The organism is Moorena sp. SIO3B2, assembly GCF_010692525.1.
GTDB lineage: Bacteria > Cyanobacteriota > Cyanobacteriia > Cyanobacteriales > Coleofasciculaceae > Moorena > Moorena producens.
In genome coordinates, this window is sequence record NZ_JAAHHE010000213.1 from 7,437 (window position 1) to 10,905 (window position 3,469).

A 3,469-nucleotide genomic window follows, 5' to 3' on the forward strand; every position below is an offset into this window, starting at 1 on the left:
CCAGACCAGCAAAAGATGTAGGGTGGGTAGTGCTTATTAAGGCAAAAGTAATAGATGTAGGGTGGGCAGTGCTTAGCAAACCAATTGTCAGCGTTTAAATTGGTATGATGCACTGCCCACCAGACCATTAATTTTATTAAAAAGCTAAACAAATAACTCCTATTTTCTAGTTAATTTTATGTCGGTGGGCAGTGCCGATAAAACCGATTACAAGTTGATAGTATCCGTCTGCTCCACTGCCCACCCTACGATTAATCTATTCCCAATTCTAAATTCTAAATTCTAAATTCTAAATTCTAAATTCTAAATTCTAAATTCTAAATTCTAAATTCCCCATTTCCTAATAAAAAAAAATTCCTAAACCCCTTGACAATTAGTAAATAAATTAATATATTAATATTATACACAGTTCAAACATAAAACTCCAAATGACTAACAACATGAATCCCAACTCAGATCACAATCTCAACAATCCTAATTGCCCAGAAAACTCTGGTGACCAATGCCGTAAGTGCAAAAAAGCCAAGCACGTCTTGGTCGGTACTCCTGAACAGGTTCGCAACAGCATTAATGCCGTGTATGCCCTTAAGTATGCACACCCCGACGAATGGAGCACTCTGGAGCCTACCGGAAAGCCTGGTCAGGTGATGACCTTTTTGATTCGATATTTCCACGTAGACTAGGATAGGAATTTGCCAGGGATGAAAATCCCTGGCCAACAGGAATCGTGAAGGTTGTTTTGTGAAGCAGGATGAAGCAGTATGAGTTGGGATGTTGTTGGTTTCCAGCAGTTGCTGACTAATTCAACAACAACGTAATAGTCAATTTGGAGTTATTATGTCAGAAGTACAGCTTAGTTGTACTTCTGACATATTGAAAAATTCAATGCGGTCAAGAATTGGGCTTAACCAAACTTGACCGATTTTTTTTAGGAAGTCGGGAGTCGGGAATCGGGAATCGGGAGTCGGTAGCACAACAGTCACTTACCCCTTGAAGGGTTATATTCAAGCATAAGATTGACGGATTACTTGTATCTTCCCACTAGATACAGTTTCGGGTTTTGGACTGACGCTAATTTCAATAGTTTGACCTAATGCTACCAAAAAAAATAACAGTTTTTCCAAGGAAAACCCTTGCAAGCGACCATTTTTTAAATCCATGACTTGAAGAGGATCAATTTTAAAAATCATAGCCACATCTGAATCAGCCAACTGCCTTTCATCAATAAGATCGAAAATGAGTGAAGCTAGTTTAACCTTAGCCAACTTTTCTTCAGCATTAATAAATCCTAAATCAGCAAAAATGTTACCTGAGCTTACAGTATAATCTGGCATTATTTTATCCTTGGTGCTATTAATCTTGTTGTTTGGCAATATCTTGTGCTTGTTTTAGGCGTTCTTTAATTAAATCCATAGTCTGCTTTGGAGTTTTAATACCTGTCTTTGACTTTTTTTTAAAGGCGTGGAGAACATAAATAGTATTCCCAAGTTTTACAGCATATACTGTTCTGTAAGTATCTGTTTTATAATCGCTGACAATTTCAAACACTCCATTTAATTATTTCAAAGGTTTAATATGAGGATTATTTTGGTTTTTTGAAACCCGATAGAGAATGTAACCAACTTCATCGATAACATCTTCAGGAAACCCTAAAAGTTCCTTTTTTGAAGGTCCAACCCAAATAACATTTTTCAGTAATTCATCTCCCATTTTTAAATTTGGCATCTAGATTGTAAAGTTGCTCTTGTTCACTTCCTTGTGGGTAAATCCTCTTGGCACAGAGGAGCCTGGGATTAGCTTTATCTCCGTTAAGCAAAAGGAATTGACAGAGCACTTTTATCCATAGTACCTAGTAACATTCATCAGCGACTCCATCAATAAATAATCAAATATAGCGTTTCTTGCAGTTGTGAGGTACACATTAGTTTTTCCCACTTCCGACTTTCCTCTTACCTGCTGCCTGCTGCCTACTGCCTGCTCCCTGCTGCCTGCTGCCTGCTCCCTAAAACCCAGAAATATGTACCTCACAAGTCGTATAATTGGTATAATATACAATAAAATGTAGTGCCATCTAAATAGTCTGATATGTCTGAAGGAGTGCAAGACAAGTGCGAATCAGCAGGGAGAGACTGCAATATCCCCCAGGTTTATTAAATTAGGGTAGACGGAGTTAAAGGATCTATGCTGAGAAGGTTGATATGGTCAAAGATCGGTTTCATTTTGTTGTTAAAACTGCTTTAGAAAAAGACAACTGGAAGATTACGGCAGACCCTTACGAAATTAGGATCGATGATGTCTATTTTGAGATTGATTTAGGAGCGGAGCAACTATTAGCAGCAGAACGAAAAAATCAGAAAATTGCTGTTGAAGTCAAAAGTTTTATCAGCCCATCCAAGGTTTCCGACTTTCATATGGCATTGGGGCAATTCCTAAACTACCGAGATGCACTGGCAAGGATGGAAGCCGATCGCCAGCTTTATTTGGCTGTGCGAGAGCCAATTTATGAGAGTTTTTTCCAGCGACGCTTCATCATGGCAGCAGTTGATCGTTATCAGATTAGATTAGTAATTTATGATGTGAAACAGGAGGTAATTGTTCAATGGCTGTAGAGCAATATCGCCAGTATATTCGAAATCTTCTTTCCGAACGTGCTCAACGGGCTTCACGGCAAACAATTGCACCAGAGTACGAGGTTCAGACTGTCTTTGATACAGAGCAGGATCACTACCAATTGCTCTATGTTGGTTGGCGTGGGAATAAACGTGATTTTGGCTGTATTTTACATGTTGATATCAAGGGTGGAAAAATTTGGATTCAGCATGACGGCACAGAAGAAGGACTTGCTAACCGATTAGTGGAAATGGGAGTTCCAAAACAGGATATTGTTTTAGCTTTTCATGAACCTGAAGTACGCCAGTATACTGGTTTTGGTATAGGTGACGGGATTGTTAATTAATCTAAAGACTTCTTGCAGAAGTCGGGAACAGGGAATAGGGAACAGGGAACAGGGAAAAGTGGACAAGAATTGACCCAAACACGATCAGGCGTAGATGTAGGGTGGGCAGTGCTGATCAAACCAATGGTCAGCTTTGAAATTGCTCTGATGCACTGCCCACCTGACTAACGATTAATTTTATTAAAAAGCTAAACTCTTTATTGTCCGTGAGCAGTGCTGATAAAATCTATTAAAACCTATTATTATTCGTTTTATAAAATGCCCACCTACGATTAATAGTATTACTAGTTAATTTTAGGTTGGTGGGCAGTGCTGATCAAATCTATTAAACCCTAATATTATCCGTCTGAACCACTGCCCACCCTACGATGAATTTATGATTAATTTATTCTCTTAGATTGTCGCGCGGGCAGGATGCCAGTTTCATGCTTATTGTCGCGCGGGCAGGATGCCCACTCTACTTCTATGGATTTGAAGACTGAGGCAACAGGATCTCTTGTGCTTGTTTTATGA

General features: G+C 39.1%; 7 protein-coding genes and 1 pseudogene. 4 read left to right on the top strand and 4 right to left on the bottom strand.

Annotated elements, in window-relative coordinates; translation table 11 throughout:
• Positions 1–428 precede the first annotated feature (428 nt).
• Entirely contained in the window at positions 429–683 is a 255-nt protein-coding gene (locus F6K38_RS28125) for a hypothetical protein (RefSeq protein WP_071986857.1), read from the top strand.
• A 138-nt stretch (positions 684–821) separates the two neighbouring features.
• Here the strand turns inward: F6K38_RS28125 and F6K38_RS28130 are convergent, their stop codons facing one another.
• The 4 genes and pseudogenes from F6K38_RS28130 to F6K38_RS28150 all read right to left on the bottom strand — a co-directional run bounded on the left by F6K38_RS28130 (position 822) and on the right by F6K38_RS28150 (position 2,028).
• The gene (locus tag F6K38_RS28130; RefSeq protein WP_154659752.1) at positions 822–983 is read right to left on the bottom strand and encodes a hypothetical protein; all 162 of its coding nucleotides are present in this window, start codon (positions 981–983) and stop codon (positions 822–824) included.
• Between the two features lie 21 nt (positions 984–1,004).
• Positions 1,005–1,334, bottom strand: a complete 330-nt coding sequence (locus F6K38_RS28135) for a helix-turn-helix domain-containing protein (RefSeq protein WP_287358359.1) — start codon at positions 1,332–1,334, stop codon at positions 1,005–1,007.
• A 19-nt stretch (positions 1,335–1,353) separates the two neighbouring features.
• Positions 1,354–1,710, bottom strand: a pseudogene (locus F6K38_RS44435) (type II toxin-antitoxin system RelE/ParE family toxin).
• Positions 1,711–1,836: 126 nt separating this feature from the next.
• The gene (locus F6K38_RS28150) at positions 1,837–2,028 is read right to left on the bottom strand and encodes a hypothetical protein (protein WP_287358362.1); all 192 of its coding nucleotides are present in this window, start codon (positions 2,026–2,028) and stop codon (positions 1,837–1,839) included.
• A gap of 170 nt (positions 2,029–2,198) precedes the next feature.
• Between F6K38_RS28150 and F6K38_RS28155 the strand changes: the two genes are divergently transcribed.
• The 3 genes from F6K38_RS28155 to F6K38_RS28165 are packed head-to-tail and all read left to right on the top strand — an operon-like array spanning position 2,199 to position 3,124.
• On the top strand, positions 2,199–2,609 hold the full coding sequence (locus tag F6K38_RS28155) for a XisH family protein (RefSeq protein WP_287358364.1): 411 nt from the start codon (positions 2,199–2,201) through the stop codon (positions 2,607–2,609).
• Positions 2,600–2,956, top strand: coding sequence for a XisI protein (locus tag F6K38_RS28160; RefSeq protein ID WP_008182715.1), 357 nt, complete (start codon positions 2,600–2,602; stop codon positions 2,954–2,956). Before F6K38_RS28155 ends, F6K38_RS28160 begins: the two co-directional genes overlap by 10 nt.
• Before the next feature lie 12 nt (positions 2,957–2,968).
• Positions 2,969–3,124, top strand: coding sequence for a hypothetical protein (locus F6K38_RS28165; RefSeq protein ID WP_287298384.1), 156 nt, complete (start codon positions 2,969–2,971; stop codon positions 3,122–3,124).
• The last annotated feature ends 345 nt before the right edge of the window (positions 3,125–3,469 follow it).

Bases quoted from the DNA above. Each gene is read 5' to 3' on its own strand.
- F6K38_RS28125 (WP_071986857.1), top strand. From the start codon at position 429: ATGACTAACAACATGAATCCCAACTCAGATCACAATCTCAACAATCCT.
- F6K38_RS28135 (WP_287358359.1), bottom strand. From the start codon at position 1,334: ATGCCAGATTATACTGTAAGCTCAGGTAACATTTTTGCTGATTTAGGA.
- F6K38_RS28155 (WP_287358364.1), top strand. From the start codon at position 2,199: ATGGTCAAAGATCGGTTTCATTTTGTTGTTAAAACTGCTTTAGAAAAA.
- F6K38_RS28160 (WP_008182715.1), top strand. From the start codon at position 2,600: ATGGCTGTAGAGCAATATCGCCAGTATATTCGAAATCTTCTTTCCGAA.